Source organism: Dechloromonas denitrificans (genome assembly GCF_020510685.1).
In the GTDB taxonomy this organism is placed as follows: domain Bacteria; phylum Pseudomonadota; class Gammaproteobacteria; order Burkholderiales; family Rhodocyclaceae; genus Azonexus; species Azonexus denitrificans_A.
This window is the reverse complement of record NZ_CP075185.1, coordinates 3271806-3290393: the sequence shown is the minus strand read 5'-3', so window position 1 is coordinate 3290393 and position 18588 is coordinate 3271806. Positions and strand designations below refer to the sequence as shown.

Here is an 18588-nt window from a genome sequence, read left to right as displayed (position 1 = left end):
ATTCCTTCGTTTAGCCGAGTTTGGCCAGTTGAGGTTTGAGTTTTTCGAGCGTCGCCGTGAAGTCGGCGACCCGTTGCTTTTCCTGATCGATCACGGCAGCCGGCGCGCGAGCGACGAAGCCCTCGTTGTTCAGCTTGCCCTGGGCGATCGAGATCTGCTTTTCCAGCTTTTCGATTTCCTTGGCGAGACGAACTTTTTCAGCGGCGGGGTCGATTTCGACCTTGAGCATGAGCCGGGTTTCGCCGACCACCGCAACCGGTGCCATCGCATCGGCCGGCATGTCGTCCACCAGTTGTACCTCGGACAGCTTACCCAGAGCTTGCAGGATGGGCGCGAACTCGGCCATGTCGTCGCCGCCGCCGGCCACCAGCAGCGGCATGCGCAGGGCGGGCGAGACGTTCATCTCGCCGCGCAGGTTGCGGCAGGCGTAAGCCAGGGCCTTCAGGCGCTCGACCTTGGCTTCGCTGGCGGCGTCGATCTTGTATTCTTCGGCGCGCGGGTAGGCGGCGAGCATGATCGAGTCGTGCGTCTTGCGGCCGGCGATCGGCGCGACGGTCTGCCACAGCTCCTCGGTGATGAACGGAATCAGCGGATGGGCCAGACGCAGTACGGCTTCCAGCGTGCGGATCAGGGTCCGGCGGGCGCCGCGCTGCTGCGCGTCGTTGCCGGTCTGGATCTCGACCTTGGCGATTTCCAGGTACCAGTCGCAGAACTCGTCCCAGACGAACTTGTAGATGGACTGGGCGATCAGGTCGAAACGGTAGTCGGTAAAGTGCCGCTCGACTTCCATCTCGACGCGCTGTAGCTGGCTGACGATCCAGCGGTCGGCGAAGGAAAATTCCAGGGGCGCCGAGCCGCCGCAGGCCGGGCTGTTCTGCTGATGCTCAAGAGCCAGGTCGTGGCCTTCGACATTCATCAGCACGAAGCGCGTGGCGTTCCACAGCTTGTTGCAAAAATTGCGGTAGCCGTCGCAGCGGCCGAGGTCGAACTTGATGTCGCGGCCGGGGCTGGCCAGCGAAGCGAAGGTGAAGCGCAGCGCGTCGGTGCCGAAGGAGGCGATGCCTTCCGGAAATTCCTTCTTGGTTTTCTTGGCGATGCTTTCCGCCTGTCGCGGGTTCATCAGGCCGGTGGTGCGCTTTTCGATCAGTTTTTCGAGGTCGATGCCATCGATCAGGTCGATCGGGTCGAGGACATTGCCCTTCGATTTCGACATCTTCTGGCCTTCGCCATCGCGGATCAGGCCATGCACATAGACGTGCTTGAACGGGATCTGGCCGGTGATCTGCTTGGTCATCATGACCATGCGGGCGACCCAGAAGAAAATGATGTCGAAGCCGGTGACCAGCACCGAGGACGGCAGGTATTGCTTGAGCAGCGGGTTGGCCGCGTCGATGGTGGCGTCGCCGGTCCAGTCCAGGGTCGAGAACGGCCACAGGGCGGAGGAGAACCAGGTATCGAGGACGTCTTCGTCGCGCTTCAGGGCGCCGGTGTAGCCTTGCTTGGCAGCCTCGGCTTTGGCTTCATCTTCGCTGTGGGCAACGAAGATCTGGCCGTTGTCACCGTACCAGGCCGGAATCTGGTGGCCCCACCACAGTTGGCGCGAGATGCACCAATCCTGGATGTTATTCAGCCACTGGTTGTAGGTATTGACCCAGTTTTCCGGATAGAACTTGATCTCGCCGGAATGCACGACGTCGAGCGCCTTCTCGGTGATCGACTTGCCGTCGTCGCCCGGCTTGGACATCGCAACGAACCATTGGTCGGTGAGCATCGGCTCGATGACGACATTGGTCCGGTCGCCGCGCGGCACTTTCAGCTTGTGCTTGTCGGTTTTCTCCAGAATGCCGAGCGCTTCGAGGTCGGCGAGAATGACCTTGCGGGCCTCGAAACGGTCGAGACCGCGATATTTTTCCGGGGCCTGGTCGTTGATCTTGGCATCCAGCGTCAGGATCGAGATCAGCGGCAGGTTGTGGCGCTGGCCGACGGCATAGTCGTTGAAGTCATGCGCCGGCGTAACCTTGACGCAGCCGGTGCCGAATTCGAGATCGACATAGCTGTCGGCGATGACCGGGATTTCGCGCTCGGTCAGCGGCAGTTTCACCATCTTGCCGATCATGTGCTTGTAGCGCTCGTCCTCCGGATGCACCATCACGGCGGTGTCGCCGAGCATGGTTTCCGGACGCGTCGTGGCGACGACCAGACTATCCGAGCCATCGGCCAGCGGGTAGCGGATGTGCCACATGAAGCCGTCTTCTTCTTCCTGCACCACTTCGAGGTCGGAGACGGCAGTGTTCAGCTTCGGATCCCAGTTCACCAGGCGCTTGCCGCGGTAGATCAGGCCTTCGTTGAACAGGCGGACGAAAGTTTCGGTGACGACCTTGTTGAGGCCGGCATCCATCGTGAAGCGTTCGCGCTTCCAGTCCGGGCTGGTGCCCATGCGGCGCATCTGCTTGGTGATGGTGTTGCCGGAGTATTCCTTCCATTCCCAGACCTTTTCCAGGAACTTCTCGCGGCCGAGGTCGTGGCGCGAGATGCCCTGCGCATCGAGCTGGCGCTCGACGACGATCTGCGTCGCGATACCGGCGTGGTCGGTGCCCGGTTGCCATAACGTATTGTGGCCGCGCATCCGGTAGTAACGGGTCAGCGCATCCATGATGGTCTGGTTGAAGCCGTGCCCCATGTGCAGCGTACCGGTAACGTTGGGCGGTGGCAGCAGGATGCAGAAGTTGTCGGTCTTGCTGGCGTCTACGCCGGCGGCGAAATAATTCTGGGCTTCCCACTCGGGATACCAGCGGCGTTCGATATCGGCTGGTTCAAAGGCTTTGGCGAGTTCCATGGGCGTGTCGGAATAGGGGAAAACCCAAAATTATACCGGAGCCCAGGCCCGGCCCCGCCGCGATCTCAGTCGCGCAGCTGTAGCGTCGCGATCTTTTCCTGTTCGGCGAGGTAGTCGCGAACGGTGGCTTCGATGATCCGGGGAAGTTCGGCGGCGAGCCGCTGTTCGATGCGGCGGGCCAGTTCGTGGGCGATGATGTCGCGCAGCCCGGCATCGAAGGCGGGCAGGGCTGCCGTTTCCGCAATGTCATCGGGCGCCGCTGGCGCATCGTCTTGGTCGATGACCGGCTCGGGCTCGGCGAGGGGGGCGAAGTGTTCGACGTCGAGCAGGACAGGGACGTCATCATCGGCGTCCGAGGTGGGGATAACAACTGCGTCGGTCAGTACCGGCAGGTCGTCGATTTCGCCATTGCTCTGCCGCGCGCGGTGCATCAGGGCATCGGCTCGGGCAAGGATGGGGCTGGTTGACACGTAGTTTCCTTAGCGGGCGCTGAGATCGAAGTAGCGGACCTCGTAACCGCGATCCTTGTAGAACTTGACGCGGTCGCGAGCGGCGCTGCGCTCGTCCTCTTCCTGGCCGACCACCTCGATCAGGCTCTGGAAACGGGAGAAGCCGGGCGGCACGACCTGGCTAAGATTCATCAGGCGCTCATCCTGCGGGATGCTGTCGAGCGAATCGGTGATGACGATCGGCGTTTCGGCGGCGACCGGTGAATCGGCCTGGCAATGTGGCACGAAGCCGAGTGCCGGCTGCGTCCAGAGCATCCGGTCGACACTGTTGGCAATGGCTTTATCCGGGGCAAAGACCAGCATCGGTTTGCGTTTGGCGTAAGCCCCGCCAAGCAGGGCGCAGGCCGCGGCGATCTTGTCGGACGCCCCGTGATAGAAGAAGACCTGGGTCAATTGAGCTTGCCAGCGAGTTGCAGGATGTAGTGGGTGAGCAGCGGTACCGGGCGGCCGGTGGCGCCTTTCTCGGCCCCCGATTTCCAGGCGGTGCCGGCGATGTCGAGGTGCGCCCAGTCGAACTTCTTGGTGAAGCGTGAGAGGAAGCAGGCGGCAGTGACCGCGCCGCCCCAGCGTCCGCCGATATTGGCCATGTCGGCGAACGGACTCTTCAGCAATTCCTGATAGTCGTCCCACAGCGGCATGTGCCAGGCGCGGTCATGCGCTTCGTCACCAGCCTCGAGCAATTCGCGGGCAAGCCCATCCTTGTTGGCGAACAGGCCACTGGCGATGCCGCCTAGGGCGACAACGCAGGCGCCGGTCAGGGTGGCGACGTCAATTACCGTATCCGGCTCGAAACGTTCGGCATAAGTCAGGGCGTCGCAAAGGATCAGGCGGCCTTCGGCATCGGTATTGAGGATTTCGATGGTCTGCCCGGACATCGAGGCGACGATGTCACCCGGGCGCGTGGCGTTGCCGCCTGGCATGTTTTCGGTGGCGGGCACAATCACCGTCAGGTTGATCGGCAACTGCATGCGGGCAACGGCCTGCATGGTGCCAAGGACGCTGGCGGCGCCGCACATGTCGTACTTCATTTCATCCATATCGGCACCGGGCTTCAGCGAGATGCCGCCGGTGTCGAAGGTGACGCCCTTGCCGACCAGGACAAGGGGTTTCTCGCTGGCCTTGCTGCCCTTGTAGTTGAGGACGATCAGCTTGGGCGGCTGGTGGGCGCCGCGCGCGACGGAGAGCAGGGAGTGCATGCCGAGCTTTTCCATGTCGTCGCGTTCGAGAATTTCGCAGCCCAGACCGAACTCTTCAGCCATCGCCTGCGCCCGTTCGGCAAGATAGGACGGATGGCAGATGTTGGGCGGCAGGTTGCCGAGATCCTTGGCCAAGGCCATGCCTTCGGCAATGGCGATTCCCTGACTCAGGGCTTCTTCGGATTGCGCCAGTTCATTGCGCCGTTCGACGCCAAGGGTCAGTTTGCGCAATGGGCGCCGAACCTCATCCTTTTTGCTCTTGAACTGGTCGAACTTGTAGGTGGCTTCCAGCGCAATCATGGCAGTCTGGCGTACCCGCCAGCCGATGCTGCGTTTTTTGACGGCCAGTTCGGTCAGGAAAATCGAGGCGTCGAAGGCGCCGGTTTCGTTGAGGGTCTTGACCGTAGTGCGGATGGCGCCGATGAATTCCTTTTCGCGGAAATCCTTTTCCTTGCCCAGACCGACCATCAGGACGCGATCGCACAGGGTGCCGGGAACGTTATGAAGCAGCAGCGTGCTGCCGGCCTTGCCTTCCATGTCGCCACGGCGAACGATGTCCGAAATGTAGCCGTTGGCGGCCTTGTCAAGCAGTTCGGCCGGCAGAGTGAGTTTCCGCGATTCGAAAACGCCGACGACGACACAGGCGCTTCGCTGCTTTTCCGGGCTACCGCTTTTTATGCTAAATTCCACAGGCTGCTCCTGATCAAGGATATTTCGGTATCTGCAGGATTATCCTCGTATTTTTTCGGTTTCGTCAAAGCATGATATTTGAGCGCGCCGCCCGGCGTGAATTCGCTCAGGCAGCGGCTGGCATTAGTGTCGCCTTGCTGGCCATCCTGACCTCCACCCAGTTGATCCGACTGCTCAAAGATGCAGCCGGCGGAACCATTGCGCCTGAAGCCGTGGCCTCGTTGCTCGGCTTTGCCGCCTTGAACTTCATGCCCGTTTTGCTCTCATTGACGCTTTTTGTCTCCATTTTGCTCAGTTTGTCGCGGGCTTACCGGGATTCCGAGATGGTCGTCTGGTTTTCCTGCGGCCAGCCATTGACCGCCTGGATGCGGCCGGTATTGAAATTCTCCTTGCCCGTCGTGCTGGCCATCGCAGTGCTTTCCGGGTTTTTGTCGCCCTGGGCGAATTACAGTACGGCCGATTACAAGCAGAAGCTGGCGGCCCGCAGCGAACTGTCGCAGGTTTCACCCGGCGCCTTCCGTGAAGCAAAGAAGGGGCAGCGTGTCTTTTTCGTCGAAGCGCTGGCCGAAGATGCCAGCAAGGTTGGTAATGTTTTCGTTGCTTCGCTCCAGGATGGCAAGCTGGGCGTGGTGATGTCGGATTCAGGTCATCAGGAAGTCGCTGAGAATGGCGACCGTTTTGTCGTGCTTGAGCACGGACGCCGGTACGAAGTCGAACCCGGAACGCCGGCCTTCAAAGTGATGGAGTTCGAGCGCTATCGCGTTCGTACCGAGGATGGCGAGGCCAGACCGGCCGAAAATTCACCGAATCGCATGCCGATTACCGAACTGGTCAGCGACCGTAGCAATCAGGCCCGTGGTGAATTGCTCTGGCGCATAGGCATGCCGGTATCGGCGTTGATTCTGGCCTTGCTGGCCATCCCTCTTTCCTACGTCAATCCGCGGGCTGGGCGCTCGATCAATATGCTTATTGCGATTCTGATCTACGCCATTTACAGCAATCTTCTGTCGGTCAGCCAAGCCTGGGTTGCCCAAGGCAAATTGTCATTCTGGGTCGGTGTCTGGGCGGTGCATGCCTTGATGCTGTTGCCTCTATTCCTGATGTTCTATCAAAGAATTGCCTTGCGGATGCCGTGGCGTCGGAGGAAGGCCTGATGTTTCGCCTGAAGCTGTACCAGCGCTACCTGATGCGCGAAATATTTGCCGCCATTTTTCTTGTGCTGGCTGCATTTATCGCGTTGTTCAGTTTTTTCGATCTGATCAATGAATTGCGCAGTATTGGCAAGAGTGGTTACCAGTTGAGCCATGCGTTGCTCTACGTAACGCTCAAGTTACCCGGGCTGGTTTACGAGTTGGTGCCGATTGCGGCGTTGATCGGGACGCTCTATGCGCTTTCTACGCTGGCGCGCCATTCGGAAATTACCGTCCTGCGGGCGTCGGGGTTAACGACGCGCGATCTGCTAATGACCTTGTTCCGGGTGGCTGGAGCCCTGGTTGTGCTGACTTTTGTAGTCGGCGAAGGTTTGGTGCCGTTTTCCGAGCGTCTGGCGCAGGAGATTCAAGCCAAGGCGATGAGCAAGGTGATTGCCCAAAGCGGTTTTGAGACGGGGTTGTGGCTCAAGGACGGGCGGGATTTCATCAATATCCAGAAGGCAATGCCTGATGCCAGCCTGGAAAAAATCAGAATTTACCGGTTTGACGGGAAGAATGCGCTCGAGTCGGTAACCGATGCCGCCGAGGCCAGTTTCCAGCCTCCTGGACGGTGGGTCCTGAAAGATGTCGTCAGAACGATACTGGTCGGCGATTCGTCGCGAGTTGAGCGAAGCGAAGCGGCTGATTGGCATTCGGCGGTTACCCCGGATTTACTGGCGCTCCTGATGGTGTCGCCGGACAAAATGTCGCTTTACGGGCTGCTCAACTACAACCAGCATTTGTCGGAAAATCGGCAAAAGACCGAACGCTATGAGATCGCCATCTGGAAAAAGCTGGTCTATCCACTTGCCGCCTTGGTCATGGTGGCGCTTGCCTTGCCGTTTGGTTACTCCCACAACCGAGTGGGTGGGGTCAGTCTGAAGATTTTCGCCGGTGTGATGCTGGGCATACTTTTCTATGCCTTGAACGGGCTTTTCTCCAACCTCGGTACAATCAACTCATGGCCGCCTTTCGCGAGCGCAACCTTGCCTTCGGCAATATTCCTGCTGGCCGCCATTGGCATGCTGTGGTGGGTTGAGCGACGTTGATCAGTCGTTGGCGCTAACGATTCGCGTGCCTGCGATCCGGTCATGCAGAAACTGCTTGTCCGGGTCGATCAAGGCCCACAGAATGCCGACGCCAAGTAGCATGACGCTCGGCCAGGCCGCCAGATAGCGCAACAGCGCTTGCAGCGGGCGGGGCGGGCTGCCATCGGGATTGGCAATGCGCAATTTCCAGGTTTTCATCGGTAGTGTTTGTCCGCCATTCAGCCAGAACCAGACAAAATACCCCATCAGCAGCACGACAACGTGCAGCCACAGCAGTTTGGCGCTCATGCCCATGCCGAAACCGGCAAGTACGATTTGCGGGAAGAGGAAGCCGACGAGCAGTACGGCGAAAACGACCAGTCCTTCATACAGCATGCTGGCCAGGCGGCGGCCAATTCCGGGTAAATTCAGAGTCATTGATTCCTGGTCGCCTCGTTGGCGGAAGGTAGGGGTAAGGCGTTGTTCTCAGGGCTCCCCCTGGAGGGGCTGTCTGATGTCGGCGCGGCTGCTTCGGGTGGCGGCGCGAGTAAGCGGGCAGACTTTCCTGTGTCGCGCAGACGCTGTTTCTCTTCGGCAGGAAGACTGGAATACGCCTCCCATTTTTGCTTGACCAATTTCTTCTGTTCAGGAGGAAGTTGTTTGAAATCCTTGTAAGTGTCGCGCACCTTCGCTCGCTGTTCAGGCGTCAGGCCCACCCACTCGCGCATCCGTTCCTGCATGCGCTGCTGCTCATCCTGTTTCATCGCCGGATAGCGTTCGGCAATACCCAGCCATTTTTTTCTGCCGATGTTGTCCATCTTGCTCCAGTCCTTGGCAAGGGGGGCGAGGATGGATTTTTGCGGCGCGCTTAACTGAACCCAGTCAGGCTGGGGAGGGGTGCCAATGATGGCCGTGGTCGGTGGCGCAGCGACCACCGAGGCCGCCAGCGCCATGCAGAGGATCACTCCGCCGACGAGTCGTCTTTTAGCCATTCGAAGAAGTCATTATCCAGAAAAGCTTCCGGTGGTAGATCGTCGGCGAGCAGGGCTGTATCAACCTGCTCCAGTTCGGTTACGTACTGAACGCTGTGCCAATAGAAGGAAAGCCACATGCCGAGCAACAGCGCGACAATCGAAAGCGTTTGCTTGAGATAGGGGATCGGTGAGCCGCTTTTGAAAGCGTAGGCGCCGAAGCCGGCCAGGGCCAGCCGCGGCTCGGCCTGTTTCTGCCTGGACAGTGCGAGGTGACGTGCCGCCTCGAGGCGCCGCGCGGCAGCCGGGGGAATGTCGTTCAGTCCGTGGTTCAGCACTTGCCGAACGTGCTGGGCATAGCGTTCTTCGTTCATAGCCTTATACCTTTCGCCGACAGGGCGGCTGCCAGCGCGTGGGTGGCGCGCGAGCAATGGGTCTTCACGCTGCCTTCTGAGCAGCCCATCGCCGCTGCGGTCTCAGCGACGTCCATGTCCTCCCAGTAACGCATCAGGAAGGCTTCACGTTGACGCGTTGGCAGTTTTTTAATTTCCGCATCAATCAGGTTCAGTGTCTGGGCCTGGAGCAATTTGCTTTCCGGCGTTCGCGGACCGGCGTCGTCTTCGTCGGCGGCCAGCGTTTCGAGCGGGTCATAGTCCTCGTCATCGTTCGGCGTGAATGCGGAGAGTAGCGTGGTCCACATCGAGCGTACCTTGCTGCGTCGGTAAAAATCGCGGATGGTGTTTTGCAGGATGCGCTGGAAGAGCATGGGAAACTCTTCCTCGGGTCGGTCGCCATATTTCTCGGCCAGCTTCAGCATCGCATCCTGGACGATGTCCAGGGCCGCCTCTTCTTCGCGGACAGCGTACATTGCCTGCTTGAATGCTCGACGCTCGACCAGTTCGAGAAAACTGGAAAGTTGTTGAGATGATGCCAGGGTAACCTCTTCCAGTAAAAGCCTTGAGCATTAAGTGGTCATACTAGGAAACCTTGACCGACAAGGGGGCGGTCGATTAAGGTTACGCCCTTTTAGGCAACAGCTTTTTGGGCTCAAGAATGATGATCAGCGGTGCGGAAATTGTAATCAGGTGCCTGCAAGAAGAAAAGGTCGATTGTGTATTCGGTTACCCGGGTGGGTCCGTTCTGCACATCTATGATGCCCTTTTCAAGCAGGATCAGGTCAAGCACATCCTGGTTCGCCATGAACAGGCAGCGGTCCATGCGGCAGATGCCTATTCGCGTTCCTCGCAAAAAGTCGGTGTCGCCCTGGTGACTTCCGGCCCCGGGGTGACCAATACCATCACCGGCATCGCGACGGCGTATATGGATTCGATCCCGATGGTGGTCCTCACCGGGCAGGTGCCGACTGGCGCCATTGGTCAGGATGCTTTCCAGGAGTGCGACACGGTCGGTATCACCCGGCCCTGCGTCAAGCACAATTTCCTGGTCAAGGACGTCAAGGATCTGGCGGTCACCATCAAGAAAGCCTTCCACATCGCGGCGACCGGGCGTCCCGGTCCGGTGGTGGTTGATATCCCCAAGGATATAACCGCCCAGATGTGCGAATTTGACTACCCCAAGACCATTCAGATGCGTTCGTATAACCCGGTGGTCAAGGGGCATCTCGGCCAGATCAAAAAAGCCGTCCAGCTTCTGCTCGAGGCCAAGCGTCCGATCATTTATGCCGGCGGTGGCGTGATTCTTTCCGATGCCGCAGACAAGCTGACGCAACTGGCCCGCAAGCTCAATTTTCCGGTAACCAATACGCTGATGGGCTTGGGTAGTTACCCGGCGACCGACCGGCAGTTTGTCGGCATGCTCGGCATGCACGGTACATTTGAAGCCAACAACGCGATGCATTATTCCGACGTGATTCTGGCGGTCGGCGCGCGCTTCGATGACCGAGTGATCGGCAATCCCGAGCATTTTGGTGAGGAAAAACGTCGCGTCATCCACATCGATATCGACCCGTCGTCGATATCCAAGCGGGTGAAGGTCGATGTGCCGATCGTCGGCAATGTTGCCGATGTGCTCGACGAAATTCTCAAACTGCTCGACGCAGGCTTCAAGTGCGATCCGGAAGTTGCTGGCTGGTGGAAGCAGATTGACGAGTGGCGCGGTCGCGACAGCCTGCGCTACAAGCAATCCGAGCACATCATGCCGCAGTACGTGATCGAAAAACTTTACGAAGTGACCGGCGGTGACGCCTTCATCACTTCCGACGTCGGCCAGCACCAGATGTTTGCCGCGCAATACTACAAGTTCGACAAGCCACGGCGCTGGATCAATTCCGGTGGTCTGGGTACGATGGGTGTCGGTCTGCCGTACGGCATGGGCGTCCTGATGGCCAACCCCGATGCGCAGGTCGCCTGCGTCACTGGCGAAGGCTCGATCCAAATGTGTATCCAGGAAATGTCGACCTGCAAGCAGTACGGGCTGCCGATCAAGATCATCAACCTGAACAACGGCATGCTGGGCATGGTCCGTCAGTGGCAGGAAATGTTCTACTCGAAACGCTATTCACAATCCTACGTCACCTCGCTGCCCGACTTCGTCAAACTGGCGGAAGCCTATGGCCACGTCGGCATGAAGATTGAGAAGCCGGAAGATGTCGAGCCGGCGCTGCGCAAGGCCTTTACCGAGCACAAGAACGATCTGGTGTTCATGGACTTCATCATCGATCCGGGTGCCAATGTCTTCCCGATGGTGGCGGCGGGCAAGGGCCTGACCGAAATGATCCTCGCTGAAGAATTGTAAGCGGGGGAGGAAAAGAATATGCGACACATCATTTCCATCCTGATCGAAAACGAATCAGGTGCTCTTTCCCGCGTGGCCGGACTGTTCTCCGCACGCGGCTACAATATCGAATCGCTGACCGTGGCACCGACGGAAGATCCCTCGCTGTCGCGGATGACCATCCTGACCCGGGGTTCCGACGAGGTACTCGAGCAGATCACCAAACAGCTCAACAAGCTGGTTGATGTGGTCAAGGTTGTCGATCTCTCCGAGGCAGCCCATGTCGAACGCGAACTGATGCTGATCAAGGTTCGCGCCACCGGCAAGGATCGCGAAGAGATGAAGCGGATGGCCGATATTTTCCGTGGCCGGATCATCGACGTTACGGAATCGACCTATGTTATCGAGTTGACCGGGTCGAGTGCCAAGCTTGACTCCTTCATTGCGGCAATCGATGCCGGCCTGATTCTCGAAACCGTCCGTACCGGTGTCTGTGGCATCGGTCGCGGCGATCGTATTCTCAAAATCTAACTATCTGTAAAAGAGGATTTCATGAAAGTTTATTACGACAAGGACGCCGATCTCTCCCTCATCAAGGGCAAGAAGGTCACTATCGTTGGTTACGGCTCGCAGGGCCATGCCCACGCCCAGAACCTCAAGGACTCCGGAGTCAAGGTTACCGTTGGCCTGCGCAAGGATGGCGCTTCCTGGAAGAAGGCCGAAGCGGCCGGTCTGAAAGTTGAAGAGATCGCCAAGGCCGTCAAGGGCGCCGATGTCGTCATGATGCTGTTGCCGGACGAGAACATTCCGCAGGTGTACAACGAAGAAGTCGCCCCGAACCTGAAGAAGGGCGCTGCCCTGGCCTTCGCTCACGGCTTCAACGTCCATTACAACCAGGTCGTGCCGCGTGCTGACGTCGATGTCATCATGGTTGCCCCGAAGGGCCCCGGTCACACCGTGCGTTCCGAGTACCTGAAGGGGGGCGGCGTGCCGTCCCTGATCGCCGTCTACCAGGACGTCACCAAGAAGGCCAAGGACATTGCCCTGTCCTACGCTGCGGCCAACGGCGGCACCAAGGGTGGCGTCATTGAAACCAATTTCCGCGAAGAAACCGAAACCGATCTGTTCGGCGAACAGGCCGTGCTCTGCGGCGGCGCCGTCGAGCTGGTCAAGATGGGCTTCGAGACGCTGACCGAAGCCGGCTACGCTCCGGAAATGGCCTATTTCGAGTGCCTGCACGAGCTGAAGCTGATCGTCGACCTGATGTACGAAGGCGGCATCGCCAACATGAACTACTCGATCTCGAACAACGCCGAATACGGCGAGTACGTGACCGGCAGCGAAGTCATCAACGACAAGTCCCGCGAAGCCATGCGCAACGCCCTGAAGCGCATCCAGACCGGCGAATACGCCAAGATGTTCATTCAGGAAGGCAAGACCAACTATCCGTCGATGACGGCTCGCCGTCGTCTGAACGCCGTGCATCCGATCGAGACGGTTGGCGGTCAGCTGCGCGACATGATGCCGTGGATCAAGAAGAACAAGCTGGTTGATCAGACCAAAAACTGATTGTTCTATGCCGGCATGGTAGCGCGAATCGCTTGCGCTACCTTGGCTTTGGGCGGTGTGGCTAGCTGCACCGCCCTTTTCATTTGAGGATTGTTGATGACGTCGGATGTACCCTTCGTCTTCTTGCCGGAATCCCGATTGCAATGACCGAACTAAAGCCCCGTAAGACCCTGTTCAATCCCGAACTCAAGCGGCGCGGTATTTACGTGCTGCCCAACCTGTTTACCACGGCGGCACTGTTTGCCGGATTTTTCGCCATCGTCCAGGCGATGCAAGGCGATTTCGAGCGGGCGGCGATGGCGATCTTTATCGCCATGGTGCTCGATGGACTGGACGGCAGGGTGGCCCGTCTGACGCATACCCAGTCGGCCTTTGGTGCCGAATACGATTCGTTGTCGGACATGGTGAGCTTCGGCGCCGCTCCAGCGCTGGTGATGTACGAGTGGGCGCTGCAGGACATGGGGCGACTCGGCTGGATTGCTGCCTTTATCTACTGTGCCGGCGCAGCCTTGCGCTTGGCGCGTTTCAATACGACGCTGGAAGTGATGGACAAGCGTTACTTCCAGGGCTTGCCTTCGCCAGCTGCCGCGGCCCTGGTTGCCGGGCTGGTCTGGGTGATGATCGTTTCCGGTGTGGCCGGCAGCGATGTCCGGGTGTTGGCCTGTGTGCTGACCATTCTGGCCGGCGTCACCATGGTGTCCAATATTCGCTATTACAGTTTCAAGGACGTCAATCTGAAGAAAAGCGTGCCCTTCTTCGTGATTGCCGCCATCGCCCTGGGTTTTGCGCTGGTGGCCTATAGTCCGGAAATCGCCCTGTTCGGGTTCTTTGTCCTTTACGGCCTGTCTGGCTACGTGCTGGCTGCCGTCGGTCTGTTCAAACGCAAGGCCCTGTAATTCCGGGAGTAGAGCATGAAACAACATTTGGTTATTTTTGACACCACCCTGCGCGACGGCGAGCAAAGCCCGGGCGCATCGATGACCAAGGAAGAAAAGCTTCGCGTTGCCCGGCAGCTCGAAAAGATGCGGGTCGATGTCATCGAAGCGGGTTTTGCGGCGGCTTCGCCCGGCGATTTCGATTCGATCCATTCGATCGCCCAGATCATCAAGGATTCGACCATCTGCTCGTTGGCTCGGGCCAACGAAAACGACATCCGGCGTTCGGGCGATGCGATCAAGCCGGCCAAATCGGGGCGCATCCATACCTTCATCGCCACTTCGCCGATTCACATGGAGAAGAAGCTGCGCATGTCGCCCGATCAAGTGGTCGAGCAGGCCGTCAAGTCGATCGGCTGGGCGCGTGAATATACCGATGATGTCGAGTTTTCGGCAGAAGATGCCGGGCGTTCGGAAATCGATTTCCTCGTCCGCATTTGCGACGAAGTGATCAAGGCGGGCGCAACGACGATCAACGTGCCGGATACGGTCGGCTACAACATTCCATCGCAATACGCCGAAACCATCCGGCAATTGATCGAACGGGTGCCGAATTCCGACAAGGTGATCTGGTCGGTGCATTGTCACAACGATCTTGGCCTGGCCGTCGCCAATTCGCTGGCCGCTGTGCTGGCTGGCGCGCGGCAGGTTGAATGCACGATCAACGGCCTGGGCGAGCGGGCGGGCAATGCTTCGCTGGAAGAAGTGGTGATGGCGGTGCGGACGCGGAGCGATGTGTTCCCGGTGGAAACCCGGATCGATACCACGCAGATCGTGCCGGCCTCCAAGCTGGTGTCGCAGATTACCGGCTATCCGGTCCAGCCCAACAAGGCCGTGGTCGGCGCCAATGCCTTCGCCCATGAATCCGGTATCCACCAGGATGGCGTGCTGAAGCATCGCGAAACTTACGAGATCATGCGGGCGCAGGATGTGGGTTGGTCGCAGAACAAGTTGGTGCTTGGCAAACATTCCGGCCGCAACGCTTTCAAGTCGCGCTTGCAGGAACTCGGTATCGAACTGGAAAGCGATGAGGCCCTGAACTCGGCTTTCACCCGTTTCAAGGAGCTAGCGGATCGCAAGCATGAGATTTTCGATGAGGACCTGCAGGCGCTGGTCTCCGACGAATTGGTCACGCCCGAGCATGAGCATTACAAGCTGGTCTATTCGCATGTTTGTTCGGAAACCGGCGAGATGCCGCATGCCAAGGTGACCATCAATGTCGGCGGCGTCGAGCAGCAGGGCGAGGCCGATGGCGGCGGCCCGGTCGACGCGACCTTCAAGGCGATCGAGCGGATTGCCGGGAGCGGGGCGGAGCTGTTGCTCTACTCGGTCAATGCCATTACCACCGGCACCGATGCCCAGGGTGAGGTGACGACGCGTCTGAGTAAGGGTGGCCGTATCGTCAATGGTAACGGCGCCGATACGGACATCGTGATTGCCTCGGCGCGCTCCTATCTCAATGCGCTGAACAAGCTGCATTCAACGCTGGACAAGGTGCGGGCGCAGGGCGATATCTGATCGTCCGCGCTCAGCGAAAGGCCGCTTCAGTTCTGCTGGGCGGCCTTTTTTTCAGGGGCGAGGCGGGTTGCCCGGATGTAGAGGATTGCCGAGAAGAAGACGACCCCGGCCAAAGCCGTTTCGCCAATGGCCAGTAGTTGCGACAGACCGGCATCACTGGTGGCGCGGGTCAGGCCTTCGAGCAGGTAAAACTGGATGAACAGCGACAACCATTTGTAGGTGTAACGCTTGCCGCGCAGGACACCGAAGAGTGGCAGCAGCAAAAAGGCGGCTTTCAGAATCAGCCATGAGCCACCGGGGCGCAACGGTGCCAGCCAGCCTTCCCAGGCCAGGCAAAGGAAAATCAGCGCGATCAGGCTGCTGCTGGTGATAAGTTGATAGCGGGTAGCAGTCACGGTCGACTCAGTTTTTGGACAAGAATGGCCAGGCGTTTGCCCTGGCTAAAGGCGAGCCGGCTTTCGGCGTCGGAAAGTAGCGGGTTGCCATCGGCGCCGGAGACGTGGCTCGGACCGTAGGGGGTGCCGCCCGTTGTTGTTCCGCCGAGATCCGGTTCGGTGAAGGGCAGGCCGGTAACCAGCATGCCGTGATGTAGTAGTGGCAGCATCATCGAGAGCAGGGTCGATTCATTGCCGCCGTGCTGGCTCGAACTGGAGGTAAAGACGCAGGCTGGTTTGCCGGCCAGTGTGCCGTTCTGCCATGCGGCGATGGTGCCGTCCCAGAAATATTTCATCGGTGCCGCCATGTTGCCAAAGCGAACCGGGCTGCCCAGCGCCAGGCCGGCACATTCTTCAAGATCGGCGGCTTCGACATAGGGGGCGCCGCTGTCGGGTACCGGGGCCTCACTGGCTTCGCAGACGGTGGAAACCTTGGGTACGGTACGCAAGCGGGCCTGCATGCCGGGCACCGATTCGATGCCGCGGGCAATGCGTTCGGCAATCGAACGCACCGAGCCGCGATGGCTGTAATAGAGGATGAGGATGTCTGACATGGTCGGCTATTATACGGCCCCATGCGAATGCACTCCCGACACCGCCGCAACGCCAGCAGAGACGTTCGAGAAGACGGTGTCTTCCGGCGTTTTCGCAGCGAGAACATGATGCAGACCAGTTCGGCGCTGGCGTTCACGACGCTGATGGCCCTCGTTCCGCTGGTCACGGTGGTGCTTTCGGTGGCCGATGCGGTGCCCTATCTGAATCTTCTGATCGTCCGTCTTGACCTGCTGGTCCGCGAGGCTCTCTTGCCGGCCGGGGCGGCCGGGGCGATCGCCGGGAGCATCGGGCGGTTTTCCCACAAGGCGCAGCAATTGACCTTGGCCGGGGTTGGTGTCCTGAGCGTGACGGCATTCCTGTTGATGAACACCATCGAGCGTGCCTTCAACCACCTGTGGCGGGTGAAACCGCGGCCGCTGCTGGCCCGTCTTCGTCTCTACGCTTTTGCCATGGCGGTGTGGCCTTTTGTTCTCGGGGCGGTGGCTGCCGCCATGTCGTTTGCCGTCAGTGCTTCGCTGGGCTTGTTTGACGAATCGGTCTGGCTTAGGCGCTTGTTGCTGAAAGCCGTCTCGCTGATTCTGTTAGGCCTGTTTTTTTCGTTTCTTTATTATTCCGTGCCGAATGCCATGGTGTCGCGCCGTGCGGCGGTACTCGGTGGTATTTTTGCAGCCCTGGCGTTTTCAGCCATGCAGAAAATATTCGAGCTTTATCTGGTCAGTTCGGCGATGCTCAAAAGCATCTATGGCGCGTTTGCCGCATTCCCGGTGTTTCTGATCTGGCTGCACCTGTCTTGGGCGATTGTCCTGTTTGGCGGGTTGATGGTTGCTAAGCTGAGTCGTCAGGCTGCACGCTGAATACCTCAATGAGGCTTGTTTGCTCGTCCAGGCTTGTGGCGTGGACCTCGCGGATTTCCAAATTGTCCTTTTCCACCAGCACGACAATGCGGCCGGTGTTTTCCTTCAGGATACCGATCGGGACGACGAGCGATTCGGCCAGGCGGAGCGGCGGTATTTGCGGAAGGATCAGGGCGGCGACACTGCCTGCGGTAAAGTCGGAGGGCTGGGTAATTTCGGCGGCGATCGCGTTGGTGGCCAGCAATTGCAGGCCAAGTTCGACGTGTTCCGGGTTTTCCGAGATGGCCCAGCGGATGATGCAGATGTGCCACTCCGACGGCGCCTCGGCCCGCTCGCCGAGGGGCTGGAGCGCGACAATGTCGCCGATCCGCAGGTCTTCCGTGGTGCCGGACATATGCATCAGCGCATAACCATCGGGGCTTTCGTTGGTTACCATCCATTCGCTGATATCGACATCTGCCTCGGGGGTTTTGATCAGCTGCCAGAGCTTGTCGAATCCAAGGCAGAGGCTGGCGCGATAGGACTGCCGTCGCCGGGGGAATTTGCGCTTGGCTGGTTGTCCCCAAAGGGTCGCAAGGCGCTGCAAAACGCCTTGGCCGGCATGGGTGTCGGCAAAAGGCGGCAAGCCCAGTGCCGAGGCCGGGATGCCTCTGGCGAGTTCGGAATGGTGGAGGATCGCCTTCTCGGCCATCGCGTCAGGCGAAAAGTAGAGGATCTGGCTATCGGCGCCGGGCATTCGACGAATCAGGGCGTGCGCCGGGAAGTCCTTGTCGAGGTCGATCCAGAATATCCCGGTGCTGCCTGGTGGCGGGGCGTCAAGCAATTCCAGGGAGAGCGGGCTAAGGTCGATATAGTCGCTGATGAACTCGAGTTCGGCCGATGAAAAGGACGCCGGCTGGGCAATCGCCGCCAGCAGTATGTTGGTGTAGGAGCGCTGGATACTGGCTTCTCCGTGCGCTCCCGGGAAGTTGTCGAGACCGAGGCGACGGGCGTTGCGGAGGGCAGCGTGCAATTGCTGCCAGAGGCCGATGCCGGTCGGTGCGGCAATCAGGTGGTAAATCCTGATCTGCCAGGCGATGGCATGCATGGCGCGGAGCAGCGAAATGTGCGGCGTGCGAAGTGTCTGCGAACCTTCCGGGTCGAAGAGGACGGCGAGCGTGTTGAAATAATCCTGAGTCAGGATGGCCAGCAGTTCGAGCATCAACTTGACGCGCTGGCGAAGTTTGCGGGACACCGGTAGCGATACCTGGTGGAGTTTGGGCAACTCGGCATTGACGATCCGCTCGGCGTGACCGTACAGCAAATCGAGAAGCTTGATGCGTTGGGGGCTCGGAATCGCTGCTTGTCGCAACAGCAGCAACTGACGGTAGAGCTGCTCGGCATCTTCGGCGCCGACACGCCCATGCGCCAAAGCCAGCCATTCAAGAATGCTCTTGATGTTGGGTTCGGTAGCGGGTAATGGGGGGCGGCTCGGCGGGGGACTCATTTCCCGGTCAGGATAACAAAAATTTACATATTCGCCACAGCGCGGCGCATTCGGCAAATATGCGGGTTTTTTTGGCCGACATGG

General features: G+C 59.3%; 19 protein-coding genes. 8 read left to right on the top strand and 11 right to left on the bottom strand.

Annotation, left to right across the window (positions count from 1 at the left end):
* Nucleotides 1-10 precede the first annotated feature (10 nt).
* The 4 genes from KI611_RS15845 to KI611_RS15830 all read right to left on the bottom strand — a co-directional run bounded on the left by KI611_RS15845 (nucleotide 11) and on the right by KI611_RS15830 (nucleotide 5231).
* A complete protein-coding gene (locus KI611_RS15845; protein WP_226416612.1) occupies nucleotides 11-2836 on the bottom strand; it encodes a valine--tRNA ligase in 2826 nt (941 codons plus the stop codon).
* Between the two features lie 65 nt (nucleotides 2837-2901).
* Complete coding sequence (locus tag KI611_RS15840) at nucleotides 2902-3306, bottom strand: hypothetical protein (protein WP_226416611.1); 405 nt, start codon at nucleotides 3304-3306, stop codon at nucleotides 2902-2904.
* A 9-nt stretch (nucleotides 3307-3315) separates the two neighbouring features.
* Nucleotides 3316-3738, bottom strand: coding sequence for a DNA polymerase III subunit chi (locus KI611_RS15835; RefSeq protein ID WP_226416610.1), 423 nt, complete (start codon nucleotides 3736-3738; stop codon nucleotides 3316-3318).
* Entirely contained in the window at nucleotides 3735-5231 is a 1497-nt protein-coding gene (locus KI611_RS15830) for a leucyl aminopeptidase (protein WP_226416609.1), read from the bottom strand. The genes KI611_RS15835 and KI611_RS15830 overlap by 4 nt, the downstream gene beginning before the upstream one ends.
* 71 nt (nucleotides 5232-5302) lie before the next feature.
* On the opposite strand from KI611_RS15830, the gene lptF reads away from it, so the two are divergent.
* Together lptF and lptG are read left to right on the top strand one after the other, a co-directional pair.
* Nucleotides 5303-6385, top strand: a complete 1083-nt coding sequence (lptF, locus tag KI611_RS15825; RefSeq protein WP_226416608.1) for an LPS export ABC transporter permease LptF — start codon at nucleotides 5303-5305, stop codon at nucleotides 6383-6385.
* Nucleotides 6385-7470: an LPS export ABC transporter permease LptG gene (gene lptG / locus KI611_RS15820; protein WP_226416607.1), complete on the top strand. Its 1086-nt coding sequence runs from the start codon at nucleotides 6385-6387 to the stop codon at nucleotides 7468-7470. The genes lptF and lptG overlap by 1 nt, the downstream gene beginning before the upstream one ends.
* Here the strand turns inward: lptG and KI611_RS15815 are convergent, their stop codons facing one another.
* From KI611_RS15815 to KI611_RS15800, 4 genes are read right to left on the bottom strand one after another with little or no spacing between them, the layout of a single operon-like run.
* On the bottom strand, nucleotides 7471-7887 hold the full coding sequence (locus KI611_RS15815; RefSeq protein WP_226416606.1) for an RDD family protein: 417 nt from the start codon (nucleotides 7885-7887) through the stop codon (nucleotides 7471-7473).
* A complete protein-coding gene (locus tag KI611_RS15810; RefSeq protein WP_226416605.1) occupies nucleotides 7884-8402 on the bottom strand; it encodes a DUF3106 domain-containing protein in 519 nt (172 codons plus the stop codon). The genes KI611_RS15815 and KI611_RS15810 overlap by 4 nt, the downstream gene beginning before the upstream one ends.
* A gap of 8 nt (nucleotides 8403-8410) precedes the next feature.
* The gene (locus KI611_RS15805) at nucleotides 8411-8794 is read right to left on the bottom strand and encodes a DUF3619 family protein (protein WP_226416604.1); all 384 of its coding nucleotides are present in this window, start codon (nucleotides 8792-8794) and stop codon (nucleotides 8411-8413) included.
* Nucleotides 8791-9354 carry an RNA polymerase sigma factor gene (locus KI611_RS15800; protein ID WP_226419933.1) on the bottom strand — a complete coding sequence of 188 codons (564 nt, stop codon included), beginning with the start codon at nucleotides 9352-9354 and terminating at the stop codon, nucleotides 8791-8793. Before KI611_RS15800 ends, KI611_RS15805 begins: the two co-directional genes overlap by 4 nt.
* Nucleotides 9355-9473: 119 nt before the next feature.
* On the opposite strand from KI611_RS15800, the gene ilvB reads away from it, so the two are divergent.
* The 5 genes from ilvB (at nucleotide 9474) to KI611_RS15775 (ending at nucleotide 15175) form a co-directional block, all read left to right on the top strand.
* Nucleotides 9474-11174, top strand: a complete 1701-nt coding sequence (gene ilvB, locus KI611_RS15795; protein ID WP_226416603.1) for a biosynthetic-type acetolactate synthase large subunit — start codon at nucleotides 9474-9476, stop codon at nucleotides 11172-11174.
* Between the two features lie 18 nt (nucleotides 11175-11192).
* On the top strand, nucleotides 11193-11684 hold the full coding sequence (gene ilvN, locus KI611_RS15790; RefSeq protein ID WP_226416602.1) for an acetolactate synthase small subunit: 492 nt from the start codon (nucleotides 11193-11195) through the stop codon (nucleotides 11682-11684).
* A 21-nt stretch (nucleotides 11685-11705) separates the two neighbouring features.
* Nucleotides 11706-12722, top strand: coding sequence for a ketol-acid reductoisomerase (gene ilvC / locus KI611_RS15785; RefSeq protein ID WP_226416601.1), 1017 nt, complete (start codon nucleotides 11706-11708; stop codon nucleotides 12720-12722).
* A 143-nt stretch (nucleotides 12723-12865) separates the two neighbouring features.
* On the top strand, nucleotides 12866-13618 hold the full coding sequence (gene pssA, locus KI611_RS15780) for a CDP-diacylglycerol--serine O-phosphatidyltransferase (protein WP_226416600.1): 753 nt from the start codon (nucleotides 12866-12868) through the stop codon (nucleotides 13616-13618).
* Between the two features lie 15 nt (nucleotides 13619-13633).
* Entirely contained in the window at nucleotides 13634-15175 is a 1542-nt protein-coding gene (locus KI611_RS15775; protein WP_226416599.1) for a 2-isopropylmalate synthase, read from the top strand.
* A gap of 26 nt (nucleotides 15176-15201) precedes the next feature.
* Here KI611_RS15775 and KI611_RS15770 read toward each other — a convergent pair whose 3' ends face one another.
* Both KI611_RS15770 and wrbA read right to left on the bottom strand, forming a co-directional pair.
* Nucleotides 15202-15570 carry a DUF2069 domain-containing protein gene (locus KI611_RS15770; protein ID WP_226416598.1) on the bottom strand — a complete coding sequence of 123 codons (369 nt, stop codon included), beginning with the start codon at nucleotides 15568-15570 and terminating at the stop codon, nucleotides 15202-15204.
* Nucleotides 15567-16163: an NAD(P)H:quinone oxidoreductase gene (wrbA, locus tag KI611_RS15765; RefSeq protein ID WP_226416597.1), complete on the bottom strand. Its 597-nt coding sequence runs from the start codon at nucleotides 16161-16163 to the stop codon at nucleotides 15567-15569. Before wrbA ends, KI611_RS15770 begins: the two co-directional genes overlap by 4 nt.
* Nucleotides 16164-16184: 21 nt before the next feature.
* On the opposite strand from wrbA, the gene KI611_RS15760 reads away from it, so the two are divergent.
* The gene (locus KI611_RS15760) at nucleotides 16185-17018 is read left to right on the top strand and encodes a YihY family inner membrane protein (RefSeq protein ID WP_319002303.1); all 834 of its coding nucleotides are present in this window, start codon (nucleotides 16185-16187) and stop codon (nucleotides 17016-17018) included.
* Here the strand turns inward: KI611_RS15760 and KI611_RS15755 are convergent.
* Entirely contained in the window at nucleotides 16990-18504 is a 1515-nt protein-coding gene (locus KI611_RS15755) for a hypothetical protein (RefSeq protein WP_226416595.1), read from the bottom strand. The two genes, KI611_RS15760 and KI611_RS15755, sit on opposite strands and share 29 nt — an antisense overlap.
* Nucleotides 18505-18588: the final 84 nt, after the last annotated feature.